We start from the raw sequence: 21,636 nt of genomic DNA on the forward strand, positions 1-21,636 counted from the left end.
TGGTCTCCGGATCCGTCGTCGATCCTTCTCGACGGGGGCACACGGCGGTTGCGCGCACAGGAATACCCGGTGGGTACATCCGGGTAGCCTGGAGGCGCTGTCTGTCTGCTGTTGTGCACCCCTGTCGGGACAACTCTCCACAGTGTACTGCCTGACTCGCCCTGGAACGCGCATCCAGGGCCGCTAACAGGCCCTCAGAACGATTTTTTTGCCTCGATCCCGGTTCGATCGTGGCTTGGGGATGTAAAACGGCCCACGAGGCTCTGCAACTAGTAAAGTGCGGTCGAGTCTGCTAGCGGCGCGTCAGCCGTAGGTGTCGCGTGGGCCGCGCCCGCGCACATGCCGTTCACCCTTACGCCACGACGGGCCCTTCGGACCACTGATCCGCAACGAGGTGACCTGGCCGTTGCCGATGGCGGCCGCGATCTTGGCGAGGATCTGGGACTGGATGTAGCGAAGTTGCGTCGCCCACGCCGTCGACTCGGCCTGCACGTGGAGGACGTTGTCGCGCAACGCAACCGGCTTCGCATGAGCGGCGATGTCCGAACCCACGATCTGCTCCCACATCCCGAACAGCGTGCCTTCGCCGATCTTCTCCTGCCACCCGCGATCCTTCGCCAGACCTCCGACGAGCCGGCCGAACGGCTGCGGATCCCGCGGATCCGGACCGGAGCCGGACCAGCGTCGACGCCCCTGGGATCCGCGCGGGACCCGACGGACGGGCGACGCCCGGCCCCGGCCGACCGACTTACCCGCGGCACGGGCCTGTGCCCGGGCCTCCTCGAGCGCCTTGCGGGCACGCTCGTACCCGCCGAGTTCGCCGGGCGGTGTCGGCCGTGGTGCGGGGTCGGCGGGATCCGGGGACCCGGACGGGCGATCGTCACTCATGGGTGTCCTCCCCCCGCTGCCGTCACATCGTCGAGCGCTTCGTCGACGATGTGCGACCGCCGGCCCGCGTCGTCGTCGACCACATCGACGCCGATCCGCCGGCCACCAATCCGCCCGGGGATGTCCTCGGCGACGGCGGCGGTGATGAGGAGTTGCTCGGCGTCGGCGGTGAAATCGACGAGTTGCGCGCGCCGCTTGGCGTCGAGTTCGGCGAACACGTCATCGAGCATGATCACCGGCTCGACACCTTCGGCGCGGGTGAGCTCGACGGAGCCGAGGCGCAGAGCCAGTGCCAACGACCAGGATTCCCCGTGTGAAGCAAAGCCTTTCGCGATATCGCTGCCGAGCACGATGTCGATGTCGTCGCGATGCGGACCGACGAGACACAGGCCCCGCTCGATCTCCTTGTCGCGCAACTCCGTCAGGCGTAGTGCCAGCACGTCGGCGATCGCCTCGGGTGTGTGCTCCTCGATCTCGACACCGCCGGCGGGACGATACCGGAGCACGGCCGGCCGTGAATGCGGCGCGATCGAGGCGTATGAGCCGGTGAAGTGCGGCTCGAGCTCGGCGAGCACCGACAACCGTGCGGCGATCACCTGACCGCCGAGATCCGCGAGCTGACCATCCCAGACATCAAGTGTGCTGACCACCGAATCTGCCTGTTGCCCACCGCGTCTCAGCGCCGCGGCGGCAGTCTTGAGCAAGGCCGACCGCTGACGCAGGACCCGGTCGTAGTCCGCGCGGGCGGCGGCGTAACGGGGACCCCGCTGGGCGACCAGTTCGTCGACGAAGCGTCGGCGGTCGCTCGGGTCACCACGCACCAGGGACAGGTCCTCGGGCGCGAACAGCACCGTACGGAGGATGCCGAGCAGGTCGCGGGGCCGCCGCGCCGGGCTCCGGTTGATGGTCGCCTTGTTGGCGCCCTCGGCATTGATCCGCAGCTCGGCGGTCAGCTCACGGCCGTCGTTCTCAACCGTCGCGGTGACCGACGCCGACGCGGAGCCCGCGTGTACGAGCGGTGCATCGGAACTCACCCGGTGTGAGCGCAGCGTCGAGAGATAGAACAGCGCCTCGAGCAGATTGGTCTTGCCGAAGCCGTTGCGGCCAGTGAAGACCGTCGGCCCGGGTGCCAGATCGAGGTCGACGGACCGCCACGATCGGAAATCGCGCAGATGCAGCTCACGGACGAACACGAGTCGGCGTCGATCCTGAGGACGGTGAGGCCGTGGCGGCCGTCAGCCCGGGAGGCGGACGGGCATCAACAGGTAGCTGAATGCGCTCTCGGGAGCGACGAAGGCGCCGGACTCGTCCGCGACCGGATCCTCTCCGCTGGCCGGGCGGAGGACGGCAGGCCGGCTGGGGGTGGTGAATCCGAAGTCCACCGCGTCGGCGTTGATCGCCGACAATCCGTCCTGCAGGTACCCGGGGTTGAACGCGATCGTGAGGGGCTCACCCTGGAACGACACGGGCAGCTCTTCCTCGGCCTTGCCGGCCTCGTCGCCGCCCGCGGTGAGTAGCACGGATCCCTCGGAGAACTCCATCCGGACCTGCGCGCCGCGCTCGGCGACCAGGGCCACACGCCGGATCGCCTCGATCAGCGGGCCGCTGTCGATGGTGGCGACGGCGGTGTGGCTGGCCGGGAGCAGCTGACGGAACTTCGGGAACTCCGCGTCGAGAAGGCGGGTGGTGGTCTTCTTGGTCTCGCCGAGGATGCCGAGAATGCCGTCGGATCCGATGGCCGCGCCACCACCGAACGCCAGTGAGACGACGCCGGTGCCCTCGGCACCTGCGGTCTTGGCGCTCTCCGAGAGCGTCTTCGCGGGCACCAGGACGGCCCCCTTGGTGTCGGGATCGGAAGGCTCCCACTGCAATTCACGCACCGCGAGGCGGAAACGGTCGGTCGCGGCGAGGACGACGGAGTTGCCCTCGATCTCGACGCGGACACCGGTGAGCATGGGCAGGGTGTCGTCCTTGCCGGCCGCCACGGCCACCTGCGAGATCGCCTCGGCGAAGAGCTGCGACGGGATCGTTCCGGTGACGGAGGGCACGTCGGGCAACTGCGGGTAGTCCTCGACCGGCATCGTCGGGAGCGAGAACTTCGCGCTGCCGCAGGTGATCGCGACGCGTGCACCGTCGAGGGTCACGTCGACCGGCTTGTTCGGCAGGGCCTTGGTGATGTCGGCGAGGAGCCGGCCGGAGACCAGGACCTGTCCGGGCTCGGCGACCTCCGCGCCCAGATTTTCCTGGGCCGAGACTTCGTAGTCGAAACCCGAGACGGTCAGGCCGGTTTCGCCGACGTTGAGCACCACACAGCCGAGAACCGGGACGGGCGGACGAGACGGGAGACTGCGGGCCACCCAGGCGACGGAATCAGCGAACTCGTCACGCGCGACACGAAACTTCATGCTGGGAGGTTGCCCTTCTCTCGTTCTCGTTCCCGCCTGGATCGCCGGGTCGGCGCCGCAGTGGGTCGGCCGGCCTGGAGTGGGATCCCGCATCCGGGAATCCCACTGTAGAACGCCGCCGCCCGAGCCGGAGTGGTTGGGGCCAAGTCACACCGTCGTCGGAGCCGGCTGCGGGCGACCCGATCGGCGACGGTCTGTGTACAGACCTTCTTACAAAAGAATCTCTTTCTAGAGGGATCCATCTCAGTAATAGGAGTTGTGCAATCTGTGGACAACCATGACATCGGGCCAGTCCGGGCGGGTGTGGACGTGTGCATGACCGGTGGAGCAACGTCGAGCGGATCCGTCCGGGGATGTGGAGTTCTCATGTTGTTCGCGCGGCGTCCACCGGCGATGCACATGCCGACCCCGCTTATCCCAAGGATTGTGCACAGCTGGTGATCGATCGTGAGCAGGGTCGATGTCGGCCGAATCCGACTGCGGGAAGGCGGTCCACGGTGTCGAAGACTCTCGACCCGAGGACCAGACTTGGCATTCGGAGGGGCCATCGCAGTCGCCATCGGATGCCACTGCGGGCGGCGGAACACCCCCGGACGACCGCACCCCCGGGCCGTCGTGGCCTCGGGGGTGCGGAGAGCTATAGGTGTGCGCGTGTCAGCCCACGGCGCGCTGCTTGATGCGGGCGGTGAGTTCCTGGACGTGGTCGTACACCCGGCGGCGCTCGGCCATCTCCTTGCGGATCTTCCGCTCGGCGTACATGACCGTCGTGTGATCGCGGTCGAAGGTCTCGCCGATCTTCGGCAGCGAGAGGTCGGTGAGCTCACGACACAGGTACATGGAGATCTGGCGGGCCTGGGCGATCGACCGTGTCTTACCGGGACCTCGTAGTTCCTCGACAGAGATGTCGAAGTACTCGGCGGTGATCGCGAGGATGCTCGCCGCGCTGACCTCCAGGGTCCCCGAGTTGGGCAGCAGGGCCTGCAGGACGACGTCGGCCAGGGACTTGTCGAGAGCAGCGTCGTTGAGCGACGCGAACGCCGTCACGCGGATGAGTGCACCCTCGAGTTCGCGGATGTTGCGCTCGATCTTCGACGCGATGAGTTCGAGTACATCGTCGGGAACCGCGATGTTGTCCATCTGCGCCTTCTTGCGCAGAATCGCGATCCGGGTCTCCAGATCGGGCGGCTGGACATCGGTGATCAAGCCCCACTCGAACCGTGTACGAAGCCGATCTTCCAGTGTCGCAAGCTGTTTCGGCGGTCGATCAGAGGAGATGACGATCTGCTTGCTCGCGTTGTGCAGGGTGTTGAAGGTGTGGAAGAACTCTTCCTGGATACCTTCTTTGCCCACGAGGAACTGGATGTCATCGACCAGCAGCACATCGACGTCGCGATACCGGCGCTTGAACGCCACCCGCCGGTCGTCGCGGAGCGAGTTGATGAAGTCGTTGGTGAATTCCTCGGTGGACACGTACTTGACCCGCATGCCCGGGAAGAGGCGCTGCGCGTAATGGCCCGCGGCGTGCAGCAGGTGCGTCTTGCCGAGTCCGGACTCTCCCCAGATGAACAGTGGGTTGTAGGCCCGGGCGGGGGCTTCCGAGACCGCCACCGCCGATGCGTGCGCGAACCGGTTCGACGCGCCGATGACGAAGGTGTCAAAGGTGTACTTGGGGTTGAGGTTTGCGCCGGTGGCCGGCGGCGTCGAGGTGGGCCGCTCGGCGAAGTACGACGCCCAGTCGCCGGACGGGCGCGTCGACTCCGGCATGTGGGACGGCGCGCGGCCCGCGCCCACGGGGGCGGCCGTGTAGTCGACTGCTGCGGCCGCTCCGGCGATGGGCCGTACGTCGGGAACCGATGTTTCCGCCACCGGCTCGTCGTTGCGCGGGGTGGCGATACGGACGCCGAGATCGACGGGTTCGTCGAGGTGACGGCTGAGAACCGAGCGGATGGTCTCGCGGAGATTGCGTTCGATCTGTTCCTGGACCAGCGCCGTCGGCACGGTCAGCAGGGCGAAGCCTTCGGTGAGGGTCAGGGGTCGAACCAGTGACAGCCACGCCTTCTGCTGGCGTGTCAGTGGTTCGTGGTCGCGTGCGGCTTCGTCGTCGTTGAGTTCGGCGACGACCTGTTGCCACACTTCGCCGAAAGTGTCTCGGTCTGAAGTCACGGGGCTGGCCTCCTGGTCCGGAAAACTACCAGCGTTCACGAGCGCGGTGGCATCTGCGCCGGAGTCCCCGTCTCTCCACAGGGTTATCCACACCTGTGTACAAAGGTGACGAACTGGGGACTTCGGTCGGAGCCAGGTCCTCGAGGATCTACCTCGACGGGAGGGGTGGCCGACGCTGTGAGTGAACGTAACAGAGGTCGGGGAGGGCCACAAAGCGATCGGGACGTTTGACTCGATTCTGCTGACAATCTTGCGTTCGTGGCCCAGAACACACTGGTCGCGAACGGTCACCGAGAACGGACGTCGCCGTTTGATTTGGACGCCCGGTGTCAGTAGTCTCGACTGGTCATCCAGGTTGCGGATTTGCGCGGCGAACTTCCGTGTTCGCCGAGTCATCACCGACACCAGTTCGGCACCGTCCTGGATCAACAGACCAACGACAACATGTGGGTCATGCCCGGGTAACCGGCGTGCCCACAGGGAGCACAAGGAGTCACCGTGGCCAAGGGCAAGCGTACTTTCCAGCCGAACAATCGTCGTCGCGCGCGCGTGCACGGATTCCGTCTGCGCATGCGGACCCGCGCCGGACGTGCGATCGTCAGCGGCCGTCGTTCCAAGGGCCGCGCGAAGCTCACCGCCTGATCGTCGGCTCTCACCGGGTCCCGTACGGGGCCCGGTCAGCTGTTCGATGACTGCGCCCCTTCATCGGATCTCACGGGGATCCGACTTCTCTCGCACCCTCAAGTCCGGTGCGCGGGTGAACAGTCGTGACTTCGTCGTCCATCTCGCGATGGTCGGTCGTGAATGGCCCGACCCCCGCAGCCTTCGACGGGACGTGGCGATGTCCGGTGGTCCCTGGTTCGGTCTCGTGGTCAGCAAATCCGTCGGCAATGCGGTGACGCGCCATCTCGTCGCCCGCCGACTGCGCGCGGCATTCGCCGGCGCATCGCATCTGCTTCCCGACGAGACCTATGTGGTCGTCCGTGCCCGCCGAAGCGCGGCCGAGCGATCCAGCGACGAGCTCGCCGACCAGCTCCGCGACGCGTTCACCAGTCGTCGTGTCCTCGCCCTGTCCGAGGCCGTCGCGGCGTCGGCCGACGGAGCGGGACCGCGGTGATGGGCAACACCGACACCACGCCGTCACTTGAGACCGAGGCGGATTCGACGACTCCGCACGCGGCCTCGAGCGGAACCGGCGCGCGCCTGTGGCGCGGACTCCGCCTCCTCCCCCGCCGCACCGTCATCTTCCTCATCGAGCTGTACCGCACCTGGGTGTCGCCGATGCGTCTGCCGTCCTGCCGGTTCGAACCCACCTGCTCGGGATATGCGGTCGAGGCACTGGACCGGCACGGCTTCCTCTACGGCTCGGTGCTGTCGGTCATCCGGCTCGCGAAGTGCGGGCCCTGGCACAAACCCGGTTACGACCCGGTTCCCGAACGCGGCTTCGGCGAACTGTGCCGCGACCTGTGGCGCTCGGCGACCGGCACACACCGACCTCGAAACCATCAGCACGCGTCCGGCGAGACGCGTGCTCTGTGAGTACAACAAGTGAGGGGTAACTGACCCGTGCTCGACTTCATCTATTACCCGGTCTCCGGGATCATGTGGGTCTGGCATTGGCTCTTCAGCCATGTCACACCGAACTCCCCCGGTGGCGACGGCATCGCCTGGGCCCTGTCGGTGGTGTTCCTCGTGTTCACCCTGCGTGCGATTCTCTACAAGCCCTTCGTGAAGCAGATCCGCACCACGAAGAAGATGCAGGAGATCAACCCGCAGCTCCAGGCGATCCGTAAGAAGTACGCCAAGGATCGGGTCAAGATGACCGAGGAGATGCAGAAGCTGCAGAAGGAGCACGGGTTCAACCCGATGCTCGGCTGCCTGCCGATGCTGCTCCAGATCCCGGTCTTCATCGGTCTGTTCCACGTGCTGCGCTCGTTCAACCGTATGGGCACCGGCATGGGTCAGCTCGGCATGAGTGCGGCAGAGACCCGGTCCCAGGGCAACTACGTGTTCAGCGCCGAACAGGTGCAGAACTTCCTCGACGCCCGCCTCTTCGGTGTCCCGCTGTCGTCCTACCTCGTCGAGCCGGCGACCGAGTTCCAGGCCTTCGTCGAGCCCGGCTCCCCCATCGACTTCACGCGCCCGCAGATCGCGTTCGTCGTCATCCCCATGATGATCGTCGCCTCCATCGCGACGCACCTGAACTCGCGTGCGTCGGTTGCCCGTCAGCCCGAAGCGGCGCTGGAGAATCCGCAGACCCGGATGATGAACAACCTCGCGCTGTACGTCTTCCCGATCGGCATCCTCGTGACCGGTCCGTTCTTCCCGGTCGCCATCCTCCTGTACTGGATGAGCAACAACATCTGGACCTACGGTCAGCAGCACATCGTCTTCGGGCACATCGCCAAGGAAGAGGAAGAGGCCAAGCTCCTCAAGCAGGAGAAGCTGAAGGCCAATGCGCCGAAGCCGGGCGCGCGACCCGACCGGAAGAAGAAGCCCGCGGCGACGAACACCAACGGCGCCGACTCGACGAACGTCTCCCTCTCGAAGGACGGATCGTCGGACAAGGCCGGGACCGACGGTGTCGACGCAGATGCATCGCCCGACGAGTCGACGACCGCCGCAGCGGACACCGGGGCGGGAGCCAAACCCAAGCCGGGTCAGAAGCCCACACGCCCCGGTGCCGGCGCCGCACCGGGCAAGAAGCAGAACCACAACCGCGGAAGCCGTTCGACGGCCAAACGCGGAAACAAACGCGGTGGCAAACGATGACCGCCCCAGACTTGTTCGATGAAGCACAGAAGTTAGGTGAATGAGATGACAGCAGAGACTGCAACTCAAGCCGGTACGGACGCCGAGACCACGGCGGGATCCCAGACCGAGGACCAGGCCGACACGTCTTCGTCGGCCGCCGGCGACGACGGTGCGGTGGCGGAGAACGCCGTCACGGAAGCGGTGCATAGCGACGCCGATGATGACGCCGCGGACGAGACCGACGTCGACGACGACTCCGATGACGACGACTCGGATGAGGACGAAGACGACGAAGACCGTCTGGTCGAAGAAGGCGAGATCGCCGGCGACTACCTCGAGCAGCTGCTCGACGTCCTCGACTTCGATGGTGACATCGACCTGGATGTGGATGGCGACCGAGCAGTCGTCAGCATCGATGGCGGCGACGACCTGACGAAGCTCGTCGGGCGCAAGGGTGAGGTCCTCGACGCGCTCCAGGAGCTGACCCGCCTTGCGGTCCAGCAGGCGACAGGTGAACGCAGCCGCCTGATGCTCGACATCGCCCGTTGGCGGGCTGATCGCCGCGATCGACTGGCTCGCCTCGGTCGTGAGGTCGCCGAGCGAGTCCTGTCGTCCGGCGAGCGCGAAGCGCTGGATCCGATGACTCCGTTCGAGCGGAAGATCGTGCACGATGCGGTCGCGGTCGTCGACGGCGTCGTCAGCGAGAGCGAGGGTGCAGAGCCGAAACGTCGCGTGGTGGTCCTCCCCTCGTAGCAAGTACTCCCCTCCCCCACGGAGGTGAACAGGCCCCGACCGTCTCGGTCGGGGCCTGCTTCGTCTCCGGGTAGTGCTTGGTTGTGTGCCGCGATAGCGGGTGGCGTTTCGACGGCGTTGCGCGCTGTGGGCTACTTACACGGTTGTTGTTTCACGTGAAACACGACTCGTCCGCTGAGGCGGCGCACAGAACGGATGCGCGCGGGGCGTTGATGTGCACGATCGAGTCGACGGTCGGCGCCCCTTGCAACTCGGGTTGCGGTCAAACGTCCCGGGATGTCGCCGACGGAATGCGTAACCGTCACCTTCGGATGCCTCGATCCCCCGCGCCCGGTGGCCGACTCAGTCGGCGACGTTGGTGCACATGGCGGTAGCGCCAACTCGCACCATGGACGTCCTCGTAGCGCGGTGGATGGCCACGTGTGCCGGACGCGACGAGAGAGCCCAAAGCCGTTCATTGCCCGGACCGGGTCGAGGCCCGTTCGGTCGAGCGGCTGCCGAGTTGCAGTCTCGGCGGCCGCTGTGACGCCAGGGCAGTTCCGGGTGTTGGCAGCGCGGACCGCGGCAGTGACTCTCCGGCGGGTTGGGATACCCGCGCCACGCGTCGCCACTGGCCAACGACACCGCTCGCTGCTCGGTCCGGGACGCAAACTGGTCGAATTGTCACGTGACGCTTCCTTCCGGGACCGGAGTGTCAATCGAAACGGTCGTCATCAGACCCTTCGAGGCTCGCTTCGCTCGCACCTCAGGGAGCTGGGTGGCGCAGGGCTCGCACGTCACTATCTTCAGCCTGGCGACTGTTGTGGACCATGGAAGAACACTCGTGAACATCCGAGTCCGTGCTCCCCTGGTCCGAATGAACGACCTGCTCCCTGAGGGCGTCCGGAGCTTGCGGAGGGCGCGTCTAGTTCCGCCCCTACGGAGTGTCCGGAGCTTGCGGAGGGCGCGGCAAACCTGCGCTCCTTGAGGAGGGCCCGGAGCTTGCGGAGGGCGCGTCGCCTCCCGTGCCCTGAGGAGCGTCCGGAGCTTGCGGAGGGCGCGTCACCCCCTGCTCCCTGAGGAGGCCGGAGCTTGCGGAGGCCGTCACGAAGGGTCTTCGCAACCCGGCCCACCAAGACCCTTCGTGCCGCTCGCAAGCTCGCTCCTCAGGGAGCGGGTGGTGCCGCTCGCAAGCTCGCTCCTCAGGGAGCAGGTGGTGCCGCTCGCCAGGTCGCTCCTCAGGGAGCGGGTGGTGCCGCTCGCCAGGTCGCTCCTCAGGGAGCGGGTGGTGCCGCTCGCCAGGTCGCTCCTCAGGGAGCAGGTGGTATCGCTCCCGAGCTCGCTCCTCGGTATCTGCGGCCTGGCGGCCGTCGTGGGCTACGAGGGAACCACCGCTCCCTGAGGAGGCCGGAGCTTGCGGAGGCCGTCACGAAGGGTCCTGGCGAGATGCGTCGCGAATCTATCGAGGCTCGTCGATCTCGACCGCGCTTCTTCGTCGCTTGTTGGGCCTGGCGGCATGTGCTTCTGGCCCCAGGGCCAGAGATCTAGCGGATCTCTCGGACCAGGGAGCGGGAGGGGGCGAAAGCGACGCAGATGTCGATCGCGGGTTCGACGGGACGTTGCGCTCAGTTCCGCCGGTTTGTCGTCGAATCACATCGATGTGTTTCACGTGAAACATCGCGCTAGGACCCGATGTGCACCGACCTGCCAGAGGGTTGGGTTTCACGTGAAACACTGTCTAGGTATCCCACTCGAACGGAGGCGAAGTGCCGTCTGACGCACAACCCGGGCACGAGCACGATCTTGATGCGTTGGCGGTTCCGCCAGACATCGCGACTGATGTCTTCGGTGAGCGGGTGGCGCTGGCGGTGGACTACTGGCGCGTCCTCGCCACCGACGGGATCGACCACGGACTCATGGGGCCGCGAGAGGTCCCGCGACTGTGGGATCGTCACATCCTCAACTGCGGCGTACTCGGTGAGCTCATCTCCGACGGATCGCGCGTGATCGACATCGGCAGCGGTGCCGGCCTCCCCGGCATCCCCCTCGCCATTGCACGTCCGGATCTCTCGATCACGCTCATCGAACCGCTACTCCGGCGCAGTACCTTCCTGGACCGTGCTGCTGCCGCGCTCTCGTTGGACAACGTGATCGTGATCCGAGGGCGAGCGGAAGAGAAGGCGGTACGCGCCGTCGTCGAGCCCGCCGATGTGGTGACGTCGCGAGCAGTCGCGCCGCTCGAACGGTTGGCGAAATGGTCCGCTCCCCTGGTCCGTCCCGGAGGCCAGATGATCGCGATCAAGGGGTCGTCAGCCGCCGAAGAGATCGAACGCGATCGGGCGGTGGTCGGGCGCTCTGGGATCACAGAACTGACGGTTCACACGTGTGGCGATCGCGTTCTCGAGACGCCGACGACCGTGATCGTGGGAACGAAGACCGAGCGGTCGCGCGGTGGCCGTTCCGGACGGCGCTGAGGAGGCGATCGGATTGGTGTGGAGTCCGCGGAGGGCGCAGAATAGGAAGCGTTCTGTCGGCACCCCCGAAGGTGCTGCAATGGACGCTTCCGCGACCGTAGGGTCGGCAGCTACAGCCGCCGGCGGTACGGACGCGAGTCCGTACGAGGTCGGTCAAAGGAGTCCACGCGTGGTCGATCAAGACCCGAATGTTTCACGTGAAACTGCGGCAGGGGGTCACCCCGGAGTTGACGGCCAGCCCTTCGCCGACACCCCAATAGCCATGGCCGCCGAGCGCGCGAGTCAGGTACTGACTCCCGGGGGTGCGGGGCAACTACCCAAACCGCCGCATACACGGATCATGACCGTCGCCAATCAGAAGGGCGGCGTCGGGAAGACCACGACGACCGTCAACCTTGCGGCGGGACTCGCGCTGCGCGGTCTTCGCGTTCTGGTTGTCGATCTCGACCCCCAGGGCAACGCCAGTACCGCGCTCGGCATCGATCATCGCGCAGAGGACATCGCATCGGTGTACGAGTTGTTGCTCGGTGAAGTGACCCTCGAGGAAGCGATCCAGGAGTCGCCCAGCCAGCGCGGCCTGTTCTGCGTGCCTGCGACTCTCGATCTGGCCGGCGCCGAGATCGAACTCGTGTCGCTGGTGGCCCGCGAGAATCGGTTGCGTAATGCGCTCGCCGACGATGTGCTTGCCAAGTACCAGATCGACTACGTGTTCATCGACTGTCCCCCATCACTGGGTCTGCTGACCGTCAACGCGATGGTGGCAGCCCGTGAGGTTCTCATCCCGATCCAGTGCGAGTATTACGCACTCGAGGGCGTCGGACAGCTGCTGCGCAATATCGAACTCGTACAGGCGCACCTCAACCGTGAGCTCCACGTCTCCACGATCGTGCTGACGATGTACGACGGCAGGACGAAACTGGCCGACCAGGTGGCCGAAGAAGTGCGGCGTCACTTCGGCGACAAGGTGCTGAGCACGATCATCCCGCGGAGCGTCAAGGTGTCCGAGGCCCCCGGCTACGGGATGACGATCATCGAGTATGACCCCGGCTCTCGCGGCGCAATGAGTTACCTCGATGCCGCACGCGAACTGGCGTTGCGGGCTGCCGAGGGGGCGCCGGCGTGATCCGGTATCGCCTCGGTTCACGTGACACGCCGACTCACGACCATCATCGCGAAAGGGAGCACCAATGAGTCAACGAGACGCCGCTCAGCGCCGGGGTGGACTCGGACGAGGGCTCGCGGCGCTGATTCCGACGGGGCCTGCCGACGACCAATCGGGCGCCCCGCGCCTCGGCAACGCCGCAGCGGATGTCGTCATCGGCAAGGGTCCGACGACAGCTGATGATGGCGTCAAGACCTCGTCGACTGCCGCTACGCAGGCGACCGGGACGCAACCTCTCAGCCCGGAAGAGGCGGGCGCGGTGTACCGCGAGTTGCCCCCGAAGGAGATCCAGCCGAATCCCAGTCAGCCCAGAACCGTCTTCGATGACGAGGCGATGGCGGAGCTCGTGCACTCGATTCGAGAGTTCGGGCTGATGCAGCCCATCGTGGTGCGCCGACTCAAGCAGCCCACCGCGGATGGGATCGCCTATCAGATCGTCATGGGTGAGCGCCGGTGGCGGGCAAGCCAGGAGGCAGGGCTCGAGGCCATCCCCGCGATCGTGCGGGAGACGCCTGACGGTGACATGCTGCGCGATGCGTTGTTGGAGAACATCCACCGTGCGCAGCTCAACCCACTCGAAGAAGCGGCGGCCTATCAGCAGCTGCTCGAGGAGTTCGGTGTGACGCACGAGGAGCTCGCCTCTCGCCTCGGCCGTTCTCGCCCGCTGATCAGCAACATGATCCGGTTGCTCAAACTCCCGATTCCGGTGCAACGCCGGGTCGCGGCGGGGGTGCTGTCGGCCGGCCATGCCCGCGCTCTCCTGTCCCTCGAGACCGGAAGCGACGCTCAGGAAGCTCTCGCGGCGCGGATCGTCGCCGAAGGGTTGTCGGTGCGGGCGACTGAAGAAGCTGTCACGCTCGCCAATCGTGGCGACGGTCCGGAAGCGAAATCTCCGTCGGCACCGAAACGCCGTCCGATGCAGATGCCAGGCCTCCAGGATCTCGCGGAGAGACTGTCCGACAGTCTGGACACCAGGGTTACAGTCAGTCTAGGGAAAAGAAAAGGCAAGATCGTGGTGGAGTTCGGCTCGGTCGACGACCTGGAACGCATTGTCCAGTTCATCGATCCGAAGAAGTGAATTTCGACGCGGGATTTCCGGTACCACCTAGACGCGGAAGTAATGTCACAGTGACGATTGACGTAGCCAGCGGGCGCTTGTACAGCGAAAGCTGTTGTTGCGCTGCTACATTCGGCATCCGTGGAATTCTCGACCGGGGCGCATCGACATGAGTGTGTCCGTCACTCGGTTGGAACTGGGATCCTTCGCGTCGCTCCCCCGCCACACCCGCAATTGCGTCTTCTGGGAAGTCGAGCCCGTGGCGCAGACAAGCCGCGGCACGGCACCGGGCCCCGGCGATCTCGAACCCTACGAGAGCGAGTTCGACAAGGAGGCGTGGATCTCGGGTCTTCTCCTCGATTGGGGTGCGTGCGGGCAGGTCGCGATCGAGTCGAGCACGAACACTGTCATCGGTACAGCCTTCTACGCGCCGCCCAATCGTGTTCCGCGGTCGCAGCACTTCCCTACGTCGCCGGTCAGCCACGACGCCGTGCTGCTCACCAGCATCCGTACCGAGCCCGGCCACGACGAAGTCGCCACCATCCTGCTGGACGCGGTGCTGGGCGACCTGATCCGACGAGGCGTCCGGGCGGTCGAATCGTTCGGTCTGGTACGGAACGGGTCCGGCGCGGATCCCTTTGTGCTCGCCGGGAGCGCGGGTGGGGTGGCCGACGATCTCGAGCTCTGGTCGGATGAGGCGATCGTCGAAGTCGCGCGTGAGATCCTCGACGACCCACAGGCCGATCTCTGCACGAACTGTATGAATGACGCGTCGTTTCTGAAAGATTCCGGGTTCGACGTCGTGTCGTCGCACCAGAGGTTCCCGCGTTTCCGACTGGAGCTCGACGAAGGACTCGGCTGGAAGGTCGAGGTCGAAAGTGCGCTGCAGAAACTGGTGGTGATGGCCGAGATGGATCTGGCCGGTCGGCAGCGGACGGCGGTCCCGGTGGGAACCGGGCCGCAGCGGATCAGCGGGAGCTGTTCTCCGCGGCCAGCAGATCCGCGAAAGTATAAGTGCCCGTAGGACGATCGTCCTGATCGAGCAGGTACAGTCGCTTCACCGCCACCACGATGGCGTCGGCGATGACGTTGCGCCAATCCGAATCCGCAAGCACTGCAGCGTCGTTCGGGTTCGTGATGTAACCGACGTCGATGAGGGCCACGGGCATCTTGGTGAGCCGGAGAACGTCCCATGTGCGCTCGTGGGTCCGGCAGTCCGACAACGGCGTGCGTGCCGCGATCTCCCGCTGGATGAAGCCGGCAAGGTTGCGCCCGATCGTCGAGTACGAGTCGTTGTTGCCGAAGTAGAACGACGCGACACCATTGGCGCGCGCGTTCCGGTAATGGCCGCAGCGGAGCGAGATCATCAGGTCGGCGTCCATCAGATTCGCGACGCGAGCGCGCTCGTCGTCCCCGGGACGTCCCCGACCGTCATGCGACAGGAACGTCTGCATTCCGGCGGCCGCCATCCGGCCTTCGAGACGAGCACCCAGGTCCCACAGCAGTTCCGACTCGCGATCGGCGACCTCACCCGTCGACAGAGCGTGGAGTCCACCGGAGCCGGGGTCGATGAGGATCCGCTTCCCGGACAGTTGCGGTCCGGAACGACGGACGTGCTCTTCTTCGCGGATCGCGTACGGCGAACCCCCGGTCACTCTCGTGCCGAGGCGCTCCAGCGAACGCAGGGTGGCCGGACCGCAGATGCCGTCGGAAGCGAGACCGTATTCACTCTGGTAAAGGCACACTGCGTTATGAGTGGTGAGGCCGAAGACGCCGTCGACCAGCGACGTGAAGTAACCGAGGTTCTGCAGCCGGCTCTGCAAGGTCGCGACATCGTCGCCGACCATGGGCGCCGACAGCTGATACGAGAGCACTCGAGCGCCGAGTCGGTAGGACGCCTCGCGCAGGACGCGGTAGGTGGCCGGACCGACGATGCCGTCGACGATCAGGCCGCGCTCCTGTTGAAACGCACGGACGGCCCGGTCACACGCCTCGTCGAAGACGGCTTCGGGTGGATTCCACCCGTTCGCCGGCCCACCGTGTGTGGCGCTGGAGGATCCATCGTCGGGCAACAGACCACGTCCGACGAGGATGGCGCGGATCTCGGCCACCGCCGAGCCGTGATCACCAAGTCGGAACAATGGCATCTGGTCACCCCTCGTACGAATCGCGGCAGGTGCGGCTCTGCGCGATGTCCGATGTAGCCAAGTGGTACACCGGTGAAACGTCAGCCTGCATTCTCGCAGCTGGACTTCACTACACCAAACTGCACGGAGCCGAATCGGTGTGATCCCGCGTGCAGGGGTCTCCGGTCGAGACCACGGCCGACACTACCAACGCAAACAGTCCGCGGGTGGAACGGCAACGTCGTTCACCCGTCGGACTGTCGCGTCGATGTGCGTGAAATCGCAGGTCGTCAGGCCGACTGGCCGACGACCGAGTCGAGCTCACGAAGCAGGGCGGCCTTGCCCTTGGCGCCGACGATCGTCTTCACCGGCTGACCCTTGTCGAACAGGATCATCGTCGGGATGGACATGATCTGGAAGTCACGCGCGGTCGACGGGCTCTCGTCGACATCGAGCTTGGCGACCGTCAGCTTGTCGCCGTGGTCGCGAGCGATCTCCTCGAGAACCGGAGCGACCATGCGGCAGGGACCGCACCAGGTGGCCCAGAAGTCCACCAGAACCGGCTTGTCGGCGCCGAGAACGGCGTCCTTGAACGTGGTGTCGGTGACGGCAACGGTGTGTGCACCCATGATCTGATCTCCTTGGTCGGACCGGGCCGGGTGGCCCAGGTGGTGAGTGGTTGACGGTTCAGGCGGGTGCCTGAACAGCGTCGATCTCGGAAACGGAGGCCGCCTCGGCATCGTCCACGCTGAGGTCGGCTGCCTCACCCTGCTCGGCCAGCCAGCGCTCGGCGTCGATGGCCGCCGAACAACCACTGCCCGCGGCGGTGATGGCCTGTCGGTAGGTGTGGTCCACGAGGTCCCCGGCGGCGAACACGCCGGGAAGAGAAGTGAGGGTCGTACGTCCCTGAACCAGGACGTAACCCTCGGGATCCAGGTCGACCTGCCCGCGGACCAGCTCGCTGCGCGGATCGTGGCCGATCGCGACGAACATGCCGGTCACATCGAGGGTGCTGACCTCGCCGGTGCGCGTGTCCTCGACCTTCAGGCCCGACACCGAACTGTCGCCGACCACGGACTGCACCGCGGCATTGGTGACGAAACGGATCTTGTCGTTGGCACGTGCGCGCTCGAGCATGATCTTCGACGCCCGGAACTCGTCACGACGGTGGACCAGCGTGACACTTCGCGCGAACTTGGTCAGGAACGTGGCCTCTTCCATCGCGGAGTCGCCGCCGCCGATGACGGCGATGTCCTGGTCCTTGAAGAAGAAACCGTCACAGGTGGCACAGGCCGACACACCGCGGCCGAGGAGCTGCTGCTCCCCCTCGATGCCGAGATAGCGCGCCGCCGCGCCCATGGCGAGGATGACGGCGCGGGCCCGGTAGATCTCCCCGCCGACCTCGACCTCCTTGATCCGGCCGGTCAGCCGAACGGTGTCCACGTCCTCCATGCGCAGGTCGGCGCCGAAGCGGATGGCCTGCTCACGCATCTCGTCCATCAACGCCGGACCCTGGATACCGGTCTGGAAACCGGGGAAGTTCTCCACCTCGGTGGTCGTCATCAGGGCGCCACCGAACTGGGTGCCCTCGAAGACGATAGGAGATAGCTCGGCGCGCGCGGCGTAGATCGCTGCGGTGTACCCGGCAGGACCAGATCCGATGATGATCAACTCGTGGATCTGCTGGGTCTCTGGCTGGCTCACTTGTCCTCCGTGCTGTGGGTTTAGCGAGACCCGCCCAGTCCAGGCGGGTCACGGCTGCTTCAACACCAGGGTAGGCGGAGATGTTCCCGCGGACGCGACGCGTGCCCCGGTCGGTCGGCGCAACCATGGGCTCGCGACGTGCCGGTCACCCGCCGACGATGCCCCGTGAGATCAGCGCCGGATTTCCCAGGTCACAGTCGAGGCCGACGATCAGCGCGTCGAAACGTCCTGCCACGCCCGTCGACAAGAGAATCGCGGCGGCCCCGGTGCCGTCGACGAGGACGCGACCGGAACCCACGATCACCACCTCGACCGGTACCAGGTGCGCGGCGGTGCAGCGGCGGAGCGCCTCCACGGAACCGAACGGTGCTCCGTCGGTTCGCCCGAGGACCGAGAGTGCGGTCGCGACGTCGGCGGGACCTGCCGGGGTCGGGACCGACGACGACTGAGCGCGCGGTGTCTGCCCGGGATTGGTCGCGTCGGGCGCCGAGACCAGCCGCAGTATTCCGACCGTTCCGACCGCGCCGACGACGACTGCGGCGGCAGCCAGCAACAGACGGCCGGCCATTCGACGGTCGTCGCGCGATCGGGAGCGGGCGGGTCGACGCCCGCGGCGTGCGGCCGAGATGTCGACCGGTGCGGGATCCCGGCCGAGCGCGGCGAGGGTGGTCGCGACGTCGGCGCGGACCTGGTCGGGAACGGGTGCGGGCGCCGGACCGGCGGAGCGCAGATCGTCGGAGGTGTGATCCAGCGCGGCCAGGATCGATTGTGCGGCAACGTCATCGACGATGCGGGAATGGATATGTGCGGCTGTCCGGTCGGGCAGTGCACCGGCGTGCAGGTCGGCGAGGATCTCCGCCGAATACGGCGGGTCCGGTAGATCGCCGGTCTCGTGGTCGTCTGGTCCCCGAGGGGTCATGGTGTCAGTCTTCCATTCCGGGGGATGGCGGGCGTTCGTGGAGTTCGGCTCGGTTCGGCGTGGTTCACGAGCGGAGTCGGGTCAGAGGAGGCGGTCTCCTGGTCGCGATCCGTCGGATACTTGGACGCGGCCCGCCCCGGTTCGGTTCCCCCCGGCCGCGATCTGTCGGGAACGGGATGGACCAGTCGGGGTGATGGCGGGTCAGCCGCTCCGCAGATGTCCGAGGACCTGGGCGAGTTTGAGGCGGCCGCGAGCGCATCGACTCTTGATCGTGCCCTCGGCGACACCGAGGATCTCGGCCGCTTCGGCGACCGTGTAACCCTCGATGTCGACGGCGACGATGGCCGCCCGTTGCCCTTCGGGGAGGACGTGCAGCGCCCGCCCGATCGACACCGACAGGTCGACGGCGGCGATGTCGTCGGTGGTGTCGGCGATGGAGACCACGTCCCATTCCGGCAGCGGCACGGTTCTGCGGACCTTGTTCCGTCGGATGCGATCGAGGCCGGCGTTCACGACGATCCGGTGCAGCCAACTCGTCACCTTGGCATCGGACCGGAAGTCGTGTGCGGTCCGATGCGCGGCGAAGAGGGCGTCCTGCAACGCGTCTGCGGCATCCTCCGGATTCTGGCTGGTCCGCAGCGCCACCGACCACAGGTAATCGAGATGGCGGCTGATGAGATCGGAGAAGGCGTGTGGGTCGCCGGCGAGGTGAGCGTGCAGGAGCTGCTCGTCGCTACGCGTGTCGATCGCGTCGTTCCCCCCGGGCATGGGCTGAGAGTAGTGGAGCCGACACCGCGTCATCCGTTGGAGCGACGGCTGTGCACAGCTGTCGCCGGGTGACGGATCTGTCCTCAGGCCGGCCGGTCAGGACTCCAGGCGGGCGCGCACGGCAGCCATCCGCGTCCGCAACTCACTCTCGTCGATGACCCCCCGGTCGAGCAGAGTGTGTGCCAGGGCGACCAGTTGGTTCTCGGGGTAGGGCAGGTCGGCGTAGATGGTCGCCGACAGCCGGTCCTCCTCGTCGCGTCGTTCGACGACGCCGGGGGCACCCGCGTTCACCGCGGTGGCATCGGCCACCCGGTCGAGCGCATCGCAGAGACCGTCGAGGCTTGTCTTCCACGGTGGAACAGGGTTCTCCACACCGTATTTCGCGGTCATCCGGTGCCACACCTGGTTCCGGTCGACGATCTCCTCGAGTGGTCCGTGGGATGATCCGGTGCGTCCGTCCTCGATCATCGGCTACTCCCCCGCCGGGTGGACGGCCGGGCGGATGGCCGAGACGACGTTGGTGGTGACCCCCGGTCTGGCTCACCAACGAAAGTGAAGATGATGGCGCGTCGGGACTGGTGAGACCATCGCAGCACGCCGGGACTGACAACGCGGTGGACGGGACTGGGCGTACAATGGGATACGATGAAATTCCAAGACTCGTCCACAGCTGGTCTGGCTGACCTTATTGCGCAGATCCTGCCGGCCACCCTGTCGGCAGACCTCGCGGCGCCGGCAGCACATGTGGTGGCTCGTGCAGAGGCCATGGGCCTCATCCGGCTAGATGATGGCCACATTTTCGATCACGACACACTGGGGATGGCGCTTCGAGAGTTAGCGACAGCGGGCGTGGGCCGCCACTTGATGGCTGTAGAAGACATCACGGACAATCCGCGCGGCGCGTTAGAAGTTCTCAACCAGGCAATTGTGGCGTCGCCGTATCCGAAAACCGAGTGGGCGTCGGTGACCGATGTGCTTGGCACAGACCTGGCAACCAGGATGGTGGGAATCAGCGATTCGTCGTTACGGCGGTATAGCAGCGGAGACCGTGACACACCTGACGATGTGGCGGCTAGGCTTCATTTTCTGGCCATGGTGATTGCAGATCTGCTCGGATCTTACAACCGATACGGGGTGCGGCGGTGGTTTGTCAGGCCGCGTCGGCCCCTGGGCGGCAAGCCTCCGGCCGAGGTTCTAACTGGTGGTAAGTGGGAACCGGAATCTGCTGCAGCGAGAATGGTCGCAGAGCTAGCCGAATCGTTGACTGGCCTGGGTGCGGTGTGATTGCGTTCCGCAATTACGATGCTCGGTTTCCGTTTCTATGGGAAACTGCCGCTCAGCCTGCGGCGCGTTGGCACGGCGCAGGCGATGGTCCAGTGCAGTACTTCGCGGACACTCCTCACGGAGCGTGGGCGGAATTCATCCGGCATGAGGAGATCACCGAGATCGACGACTTGGCTGGCGTGCATCGCGCAATTTGCGCGGTGGAGATAGACGAAACCGAATGCGAACCAGTCAGTCTGTCGTCGATGCTGTTGAGGGGCGACGAGTCGACGTACCTTGCATGCCAGAATGAAGCGGCACGGATCCGCAGTGACGGCAGTCGTGGCCTCAAGGCGCCTTCGGCCGCACTGAAAGATGGTGGTGCGCATGGTCATTATGTTGACAGTGGGTTACATCAAGGACCAGCGCGTGACGGGTGGGTGTTCGTACTATTCGGTCGCCGCCCAGATTTGATCGGGTGGAAGATATCAACTGACGCGCGACCACCAGCAGAGATTCTCGATCAGGTTAGGCACCTTTCGTAGTTGGCTGCCGCCATGGCACGGCCTGATCGAGTAGAGAATCGCGTACCGCGTTTGCCTCAAGATGGTTCGTCGTCGCTCGCACGGAAGCCACCGCGCTCTATGAATGTGACCGAATCAAGGCGGAGAAGGCGTGTGGGTCGCCGGCGAGGTGAGCGTGCAGGAGCTGCTCGTCGCTACGCGTGTCGATCGCGTCGTTCCCCCCGGGCATGGGCTGAGAGTAGTGGAGCCGACACCGCGTCATCCGTTGGAGCGACGGCTGTGCACAGCTGTCGCCGGGTGACGGATCTGTCCTCAGGCCGGCCGGTCAGGACTCCAGGCGGGCGCGCACGGCAGCCATCCGCGTCCGCAACTCACTCTCGTCGATGACCCCCCGGTCGAGCAGAGTGTGTGCCAGGGCGACCAGTTGGTTCTCGGGGTAGGGCAGGTCGGCGTAGATGGTCGCCGACAGCCGGTCCTCCTCGTCGCGTCGTTCGACGACGCCGGGGGCACCCGCGTTCACCGCGGTGGAGTCGGCCACCCGGTCGAGCGCATCGCAGAGACCGTCGAGGCTTGTCTTCCACGGTGGAACAGGGTTCTCCACAACGTATTTCGCGGTCATCCGGTGCCACACCTGGTTCCGGTCGACGATCTCCTCGAGTGGTCCGTGGGATGATCCGGTGCGTCCGTCCTCGATCAT

22 protein-coding genes are annotated in these 21,636 nt (G+C 66.0%); 11 read left to right on the forward strand and 11 right to left on the reverse strand.

Annotated features, from left to right (window positions below; all coding sequences use genetic code 11):
- Positions 1-303 precede the first annotated feature (303 nt).
- The 4 genes from FFS52_RS05855 to dnaA all read right to left on the reverse strand — a co-directional run bounded on the left by FFS52_RS05855 (position 304) and on the right by dnaA (position 5,456).
- On the reverse strand, positions 304-888 hold the full coding sequence (locus FFS52_RS05855) for a DUF721 family protein (protein WP_065630837.1): 585 nt from the start codon (positions 886-888) through the stop codon (positions 304-306).
- Positions 885-2,081, reverse strand: coding sequence for a DNA replication/repair protein RecF (gene recF, locus FFS52_RS05860; protein ID WP_137809134.1), 1,197 nt, complete (start codon positions 2,079-2,081; stop codon positions 885-887). Before recF ends, FFS52_RS05855 begins: the two co-directional genes overlap by 4 nt.
- A 42-nt stretch (positions 2,082-2,123) precedes the next feature.
- Positions 2,124-3,293 carry a DNA polymerase III subunit beta gene (dnaN, locus tag FFS52_RS05865; protein WP_058252995.1) on the reverse strand — a complete coding sequence of 390 codons (1,170 nt, stop codon included), beginning with the start codon at positions 3,291-3,293 and terminating at the stop codon, positions 2,124-2,126.
- A gap of 654 nt (positions 3,294-3,947) precedes the next feature.
- Positions 3,948-5,456 carry a chromosomal replication initiator protein DnaA gene (gene dnaA / locus FFS52_RS05870; protein WP_137809135.1) on the reverse strand — a complete coding sequence of 503 codons (1,509 nt, stop codon included), beginning with the start codon at positions 5,454-5,456 and terminating at the stop codon, positions 3,948-3,950.
- A gap of 498 nt (positions 5,457-5,954) precedes the next feature.
- On the opposite strand from dnaA, the gene rpmH reads away from it, so the two are divergent.
- The 10 genes from rpmH (at position 5,955) to FFS52_RS05920 (ending at position 14,659) form a co-directional block, all read left to right on the forward strand.
- Positions 5,955-6,098 carry a 50S ribosomal protein L34 gene (gene rpmH, locus FFS52_RS05875; RefSeq protein ID WP_004020968.1) on the forward strand — a complete coding sequence of 48 codons (144 nt, stop codon included), beginning with the start codon at positions 5,955-5,957 and terminating at the stop codon, positions 6,096-6,098.
- Positions 6,099-6,144: 46 nt separating this feature from the next.
- Positions 6,145-6,573, forward strand: a complete 429-nt coding sequence (rnpA, locus tag FFS52_RS05880; protein WP_065630840.1) for a ribonuclease P protein component — start codon at positions 6,145-6,147, stop codon at positions 6,571-6,573.
- A complete protein-coding gene (gene yidD, locus FFS52_RS05885; RefSeq protein ID WP_240199374.1) occupies positions 6,573-6,995 on the forward strand; it encodes a membrane protein insertion efficiency factor YidD in 423 nt (140 codons plus the stop codon). The genes rnpA and yidD overlap by 1 nt, the downstream gene beginning before the upstream one ends.
- Positions 6,996-7,022: 27 nt before the next feature.
- On the forward strand, positions 7,023-8,228 hold the full coding sequence (gene yidC / locus FFS52_RS05890; RefSeq protein ID WP_058252991.1) for a membrane protein insertase YidC: 1,206 nt from the start codon (positions 7,023-7,025) through the stop codon (positions 8,226-8,228).
- 45 nt (positions 8,229-8,273) lie between these two features.
- The gene (locus tag FFS52_RS05895) at positions 8,274-8,963 is read left to right on the forward strand and encodes a R3H domain-containing nucleic acid-binding protein (RefSeq protein WP_137809136.1); all 690 of its coding nucleotides are present in this window, start codon (positions 8,274-8,276) and stop codon (positions 8,961-8,963) included.
- A gap of 1,123 nt (positions 8,964-10,086) precedes the next feature.
- A complete protein-coding gene (locus FFS52_RS05900) occupies positions 10,087-10,344 on the forward strand; it encodes a hypothetical protein (RefSeq protein WP_137809137.1) in 258 nt (85 codons plus the stop codon).
- Between the two features lie 364 nt (positions 10,345-10,708).
- Positions 10,709-11,416, forward strand: a complete 708-nt coding sequence (rsmG, locus tag FFS52_RS05905; RefSeq protein ID WP_065630844.1) for a 16S rRNA (guanine(527)-N(7))-methyltransferase RsmG — start codon at positions 10,709-10,711, stop codon at positions 11,414-11,416.
- 169 nt (positions 11,417-11,585) lie between these two features.
- Complete coding sequence (locus FFS52_RS05910; protein WP_065630845.1) at positions 11,586-12,539, forward strand: ParA family protein; 954 nt, start codon at positions 11,586-11,588, stop codon at positions 12,537-12,539.
- Positions 12,540-12,603: 64 nt separating this feature from the next.
- Complete coding sequence (locus tag FFS52_RS05915; RefSeq protein ID WP_058252987.1) at positions 12,604-13,656, forward strand: ParB/RepB/Spo0J family partition protein; 1,053 nt, start codon at positions 12,604-12,606, stop codon at positions 13,654-13,656.
- A gap of 148 nt (positions 13,657-13,804) precedes the next feature.
- Positions 13,805-14,659, forward strand: a complete 855-nt coding sequence (locus FFS52_RS05920; protein WP_137809138.1) for a hypothetical protein — start codon at positions 13,805-13,807, stop codon at positions 14,657-14,659.
- On the opposite strand, the gene FFS52_RS05925 is transcribed toward FFS52_RS05920, so the two are convergent.
- The 6 genes from FFS52_RS05925 to FFS52_RS05950 all read right to left on the reverse strand — a co-directional run bounded on the left by FFS52_RS05925 (position 14,604) and on the right by FFS52_RS05950 (position 19,620).
- Positions 14,604-15,782 (reverse strand): N-acetylmuramoyl-L-alanine amidase, encoded by a 1,179-nt coding sequence (locus tag FFS52_RS05925; RefSeq protein WP_137809139.1) that lies wholly within the window; start codon positions 15,780-15,782, stop codon positions 14,604-14,606. The genes FFS52_RS05920 and FFS52_RS05925 overlap by 56 nt on opposite strands.
- A gap of 269 nt (positions 15,783-16,051) precedes the next feature.
- Positions 16,052-16,390 carry a thioredoxin gene (gene trxA / locus FFS52_RS05930; RefSeq protein ID WP_058252984.1) on the reverse strand — a complete coding sequence of 113 codons (339 nt, stop codon included), beginning with the start codon at positions 16,388-16,390 and terminating at the stop codon, positions 16,052-16,054.
- Positions 16,391-16,448: 58 nt separating this feature from the next.
- Positions 16,449-17,465 (reverse strand): thioredoxin-disulfide reductase, encoded by a 1,017-nt coding sequence (gene trxB, locus FFS52_RS05935; protein WP_137809140.1) that lies wholly within the window; start codon positions 17,463-17,465, stop codon positions 16,449-16,451.
- Positions 17,466-17,610: 145 nt separating this feature from the next.
- Positions 17,611-18,384 (reverse strand): hypothetical protein, encoded by a 774-nt coding sequence (locus FFS52_RS05940; protein ID WP_137809141.1) that lies wholly within the window; start codon positions 18,382-18,384, stop codon positions 17,611-17,613.
- Positions 18,385-18,585: 201 nt separating this feature from the next.
- Positions 18,586-19,152 carry an RNA polymerase sigma factor SigM gene (sigM, locus tag FFS52_RS05945; RefSeq protein ID WP_058252981.1) on the reverse strand — a complete coding sequence of 189 codons (567 nt, stop codon included), beginning with the start codon at positions 19,150-19,152 and terminating at the stop codon, positions 18,586-18,588.
- A 96-nt stretch (positions 19,153-19,248) separates the two neighbouring features.
- Entirely contained in the window at positions 19,249-19,620 is a 372-nt protein-coding gene (locus FFS52_RS05950) for a nitrile hydratase subunit beta (RefSeq protein ID WP_137809142.1), read from the reverse strand.
- Positions 19,621-19,797: 177 nt separating this feature from the next.
- Here FFS52_RS05950 and FFS52_RS05955 point away from each other — a divergent pair, with 177 nt between their 5' ends.
- Positions 19,798-20,436 carry a hypothetical protein gene (locus FFS52_RS05955; protein WP_137809143.1) on the forward strand — a complete coding sequence of 213 codons (639 nt, stop codon included), beginning with the start codon at positions 19,798-19,800 and terminating at the stop codon, positions 20,434-20,436.
- 828 nt (positions 20,437-21,264) lie between these two features.
- Here the strand turns inward: FFS52_RS05955 and FFS52_RS05970 are convergent.
- Positions 21,265-21,636: an SH3-like domain-containing protein gene (locus tag FFS52_RS05970; protein ID WP_137809145.1), complete on the reverse strand. Its 372-nt coding sequence runs from the start codon at positions 21,634-21,636 to the stop codon at positions 21,265-21,267.

The organism is Gordonia sp. ALPHA1B1 (assembly GCF_005502615.1).
Classification (GTDB): domain Bacteria; phylum Actinomycetota; class Actinomycetes; order Mycobacteriales; family Mycobacteriaceae; genus Gordonia; species Gordonia hongkongensis.

Excerpts from the sequence above, each read along its gene's own strand:
- FFS52_RS05855 (WP_065630837.1), bottom strand. The coding sequence starts at position 888 with ATGAGTGACGATCGCCCGTCCGGGTCCCCGGATCCCGCCGACCCCGCA.
- dnaN (WP_058252995.1), bottom strand. The coding sequence starts at position 3,293 with ATGAAGTTTCGTGTCGCGCGTGACGAGTTCGCTGATTCCGTCGCCTGG.
- rnpA (WP_065630840.1), top strand. The coding sequence starts at position 6,145 with ATGACTGCGCCCCTTCATCGGATCTCACGGGGATCCGACTTCTCTCGC.
- yidD (WP_240199374.1), top strand. The coding sequence starts at position 6,573 with ATGGGCAACACCGACACCACGCCGTCACTTGAGACCGAGGCGGATTCG.
- FFS52_RS05895 (WP_137809136.1), top strand. The coding sequence starts at position 8,274 with ATGACAGCAGAGACTGCAACTCAAGCCGGTACGGACGCCGAGACCACG.
- FFS52_RS05915 (WP_058252987.1), top strand. The coding sequence starts at position 12,604 with ATGAGTCAACGAGACGCCGCTCAGCGCCGGGGTGGACTCGGACGAGGG.
- FFS52_RS05920 (WP_137809138.1), top strand. The coding sequence starts at position 13,805 with ATGAGTGTGTCCGTCACTCGGTTGGAACTGGGATCCTTCGCGTCGCTC.
- FFS52_RS05925 (WP_137809139.1), bottom strand. The coding sequence starts at position 15,782 with ATGCCATTGTTCCGACTTGGTGATCACGGCTCGGCGGTGGCCGAGATC.
- trxA (WP_058252984.1), bottom strand. The coding sequence starts at position 16,390 with ATGGGTGCACACACCGTTGCCGTCACCGACACCACGTTCAAGGACGCC.
- FFS52_RS05940 (WP_137809141.1), bottom strand. The coding sequence starts at position 18,384 with ATGACCCCTCGGGGACCAGACGACCACGAGACCGGCGATCTACCGGAC.
- sigM (WP_058252981.1), bottom strand. The coding sequence starts at position 19,152 with ATGCCCGGGGGGAACGACGCGATCGACACGCGTAGCGACGAGCAGCTC.
- FFS52_RS05950 (WP_137809142.1), bottom strand. The coding sequence starts at position 19,620 with ATGATCGAGGACGGACGCACCGGATCATCCCACGGACCACTCGAGGAG.
- FFS52_RS05955 (WP_137809143.1), top strand. The coding sequence starts at position 19,798 with ATGAAATTCCAAGACTCGTCCACAGCTGGTCTGGCTGACCTTATTGCG.
- FFS52_RS05970 (WP_137809145.1), bottom strand. The coding sequence starts at position 21,636 with ATGATCGAGGACGGACGCACCGGATCATCCCACGGACCACTCGAGGAG.